Below are 3,585 nucleotides of genomic sequence, written 5' to 3' on the forward strand. Positions count from 1 at the left end.
CCTCCAGGTGGTGGAAGCGGTTCTTAGACAGCTCCACTCCACGCCCGGAGGTCTTCGCCTTCCAAGCTCATTCAGATCGTGTCGTCACACGATCTCGACCAACGTGCCCGATCAGTACACCTAGCCCGCGAGCTGGGACGTCAGCAGCACCACACGTTGCGCGCCTGCGGCTGCGCAGGAGCGGCCTCCGCGGGCGCGGCCATGCCGGCGAGGCTGAAGAGGGCGATCGACGCGACGATGATGCGGGTGACCTTGGTGCTCATGATGTCTCCTGGGGCTAGATGCAACGTGGGGTGCAGGCGCCCGAGCGGTCTGCGTGAGAAATAGTGTCAAAACACGTGCCGAGTGTTCCTTCATTTGGCAAACTCGGGCAAGTCCCCCTGGCAAACGCCCCTGTTGCGCCATGGGACGCCGCCTCACAGGATCCCCCCTCTTGTGAGTCACGCACCGGTCCCCACCCGGTTCGCGCCCGGACCCCCCGCACGAGATGCGGGGGGTCCTCGCGTTCGCCCGGGCGGCGACGCTCCCGCCGTGCTCGCTCAGCGAGGGAGCTCGACACGCACCGTGGTGCCGACGCCGGGAGTGCTCTCCACCGACACCTCACCCCCGTGGGCCTCCACGACCGTCCGGACGATACTGAGCCCCAGCCCGGTGCCCGGGACCTGGCGCCGGCGCGCGCTGGCACCCCGGAAGAAGCGAGAGAACACCTCACCCACCTCCGCGGTGTCGATGCCGTCGCCGTCGTCCGCGACGGTGAGCAGCAGCCGGCCCTCGTCCTCGGCCAGCGTCACGGTGACCCGGCCCCCGCGCGAGCTGTAGGCGATGGCGTTGTCGAGCAGGTTGTCGACGACCTGTCGCAACCGCATCCCGTCGGCCACCACCACGAGTGAGGGTGGCCCCTCGGACACCAGGGCCACCCCGGCACCCTCCGCCTCGACCGACGCCGCCTCGATCGCCTCGCGCAGCACCGTCGCGGCGTCGACACGGTAGGGATCGATCACCGCCGAGCCGGAGCTCGCCCTGACGGAGAAGAGGAGGTCGGCGACGAGGTGGGACAGCCGCAGCATGTTGCGACGGGCGGCTGCCACGTGCTGGTGCACCTCGGTGCCCGGCTCGATCGAGTCGTCCATCAGCTCGAGGTAGGCCAGTGCGGCCGTCAGCGGCGTACGCAGCTCGTGCGACACCGTGGCCACGAAGTCGTCCTTGACCTGCACCGCCCGGATCCTCTCGGTGACGTCGTGGTAGGCCAGGACCGCGCCGGTGAGCGACCCGACCCGGTCCTTGACCGCGCGGGCCGAGACGGAGAGGGCGCGACGTGTGTCGGGGTCCTCGCCGATCCAGATGAGCACGTCGTCGAACTCCTCGCCGGCGGTGGCCCGGGTGCAGGGAAACTCGCCCGACGCCAGCTCGTGCTGCTGGCCGGCGTCGTAGACGAAGCCCGTCTGGCCGGCGCGACCGAGGTGCCCCGTGGGGAAGGCGATGTCGAGGAGCTCGCGCTGGCAGCGGTTGGAGGCCGAGTAGCGACCGTCGGCCTCGACGAGCAGCAGTCCGACCGAGACGCTCTCGAAGAGGGCGTTCACCTGGCGCTGGCCGGAGTCGAGCGCCTCCTCAACCGCATCGAGGCGCTCCACGAAGGCCTGTCGCTCGGTGAGGTCGGCGATCTGCGAGATGAAGTGGACCGGCAGGCCGTCGGAGTCCCGCAGCAGGGCCACCGAGAGGTCCCCGATCAGCGTGCTGCCGTCAGCGCGGATGTAGCGCTTGGTGATGCGGTAGGAGCTGATCTCGCCGGCGAGGGCACGGTCGACCAGTCGCACGTCGATGGCCAGGTCCTCGGGATGGGTGATCTCCTGGAACGAGAGCGCGGCCATCTCGTCGGGGTCGTAGCCGAGCATGTCGCACAGAGCGACGTTGGCCGTCAGGAAGTCGCCGGCGGGCGAGACGATCGCCATGCCCACGGGCGAGTGGTCCATGGTGAGGCGCCACAGGTCGTCGGTCTCGGGCATCCGCGTCCGTGCGTCCACGAGCCCTCCTTCGTCACCCGAAGCTCAGATCCACGGCGCGAGTCGGCCCGAGTGGCTCGCCCTGCCCTTGGCAGGATAGAGGCATAAATGAGGAAAAGCCCCGCCGCTGGCGGGGCTTTTCCAGGTGCGTCGCGTCGGACGCGGTGGCTCAGGCGCTGACGAGCACCTGCACCTCGGCCACGGACCCGGTGGCCGCGACGACGCGGGTGTCCACCGGCTGGGCCTGGGGCGCGAGGGTCCGCAGCGTCCACTCGCCGTCGCCGGCGAAGAACCGGAAGTGGCCGGTCGCCGAGGTCGGCACCTCGGCGGTGAACTCACCGGTCCGGTCCAGCAATCGCACATAGGCGTTGGGGACGGGCTCCTGGCCGCGGAGCACCTGGCCCTGGATCACGGCCTCCTTGGCCACGTTGACACCGTCGAGGGACAGGCCGCCCTCGGTCGCGCCGCACATCAGGCGTCGGCCTGGCCGGGCTCGTCGCCGAGCGCGACAGGCACGCCGACGAGGGAGCCGTACTCGGTCCACGAGCCGTCGTAGTTCTTGACGTTCTTCTTGCCGAGGAGCTCCTGCAGGACGAACCAGGTCAGCGACGAGCGCTCACCGATGCGGCACAGGGCGATGGTGTCCTTGGACTCGTCGAACCCGACCTCGTCGTAGAGCGCCTTGAGCTCGGCGTCGGACTTGAAGGTGCCGTCGTCGTTGGAGTTCTTGCTCCACGGCACATTCACCGAGGTGGGGACGTGACCGGCGCGCTGCGCCTGCTCCTGCGGGAGGTGCGCCGGGGCCATCAGCCGGCCGGCGAACTCGTCGGGGCTGCGCACGTCGACCAGGTTCTGGGTGCCGATCGCGGCCACGACCTCGTCACGGAAGGCGCGGATCGAGGAGTCCTGGTCCGAAGCGGTGTACGACGTCTCGGCGCGGGTGGGCAGCTCGGTGGTCAGCTCGCGGGAGTCGAGCTCCCACTTCTTGCGACCGCCGTCGAGCAGCTTGACGTCCTGGTGGCCGTAGAGCTTGAAGTACCAGTAGGCGTACGCGGCGAACCAGTTGTTGTTGCCGCCGTAGAGCACGACGGTGTCGTCGTTGCCGATGCCCTTCTCCGACAGCAGCGCCTCGAACTGTTCCTTGCTCACGAAGTCGCGGCGGACCTGGTCCTGCAGGTCGGTCTTCCAGTCCAGCTTGACCGCGCCGGCGATGTGTCCGCCGTCGTAGGCGGTCGTGTCCTCGTCGACCTCGACGAACACGACCCCGGGGGTGTTCAGGTTCTCCTCGGCCCAATCGGCCGAGACGAGCGCGTCACTGCGGCTCATGGTGGATCCCTTCTCTGCAGAGGTACTGCTGATGGAGTACAGCGATGGCGTGGCCGGCGGCGCGTGTCAGCCACCGGGCGATGCGGGATGGTGCGGTCGACGGACCCGTCGGGACGGGTGGGCGGACCGATCAGGCGCCACGACACAGGCAGCTGCGCTGACGGCACAGGTCCACCGCGCGCCGGGACGTGAGCCAGAGCCTCACCGGCGCGCTCGATCCGAGCGGACTGCGCATGGAGCCGAGCGTAACGGGCTGTGG

General features: G+C 69.4%; 4 protein-coding genes. All 4 read right to left on the bottom strand.

What is annotated here, in order from left to right; translation table 11 throughout:
- Positions 1–140 precede the first annotated feature (140 nt).
- The 4 genes from JWN97_RS16150 to JWN97_RS16165 all read right to left on the bottom strand — a co-directional run bounded on the left by JWN97_RS16150 (position 141) and on the right by JWN97_RS16165 (position 3,326).
- The gene (locus JWN97_RS16150) at positions 141–263 is read right to left on the bottom strand and encodes a hypothetical protein (RefSeq protein WP_297624845.1); all 123 of its coding nucleotides are present in this window, start codon (positions 261–263) and stop codon (positions 141–143) included.
- A 276-nt stretch (positions 264–539) separates the two neighbouring features.
- Complete coding sequence (locus tag JWN97_RS16155; protein ID WP_297624848.1) at positions 540–2,021, bottom strand: sensor histidine kinase; 1,482 nt, start codon at positions 2,019–2,021, stop codon at positions 540–542.
- Between the two features lie 148 nt (positions 2,022–2,169).
- Complete coding sequence (locus tag JWN97_RS16160) at positions 2,170–2,472, bottom strand: DUF1416 domain-containing protein (RefSeq protein WP_297624851.1); 303 nt, start codon at positions 2,470–2,472, stop codon at positions 2,170–2,172.
- A complete protein-coding gene (locus JWN97_RS16165; RefSeq protein WP_297624854.1) occupies positions 2,472–3,326 on the bottom strand; it encodes a sulfurtransferase in 855 nt (284 codons plus the stop codon). The genes JWN97_RS16160 and JWN97_RS16165 overlap by 1 nt, the downstream gene beginning before the upstream one ends.
- Between the last annotated feature and the right edge of the window lie 259 nt (positions 3,327–3,585).

The sequence above is a fragment of the Nocardioides sp. genome (assembly GCF_025965415.1).
Classification (GTDB): domain Bacteria; phylum Actinomycetota; class Actinomycetes; order Propionibacteriales; family Nocardioidaceae; genus Nocardioides.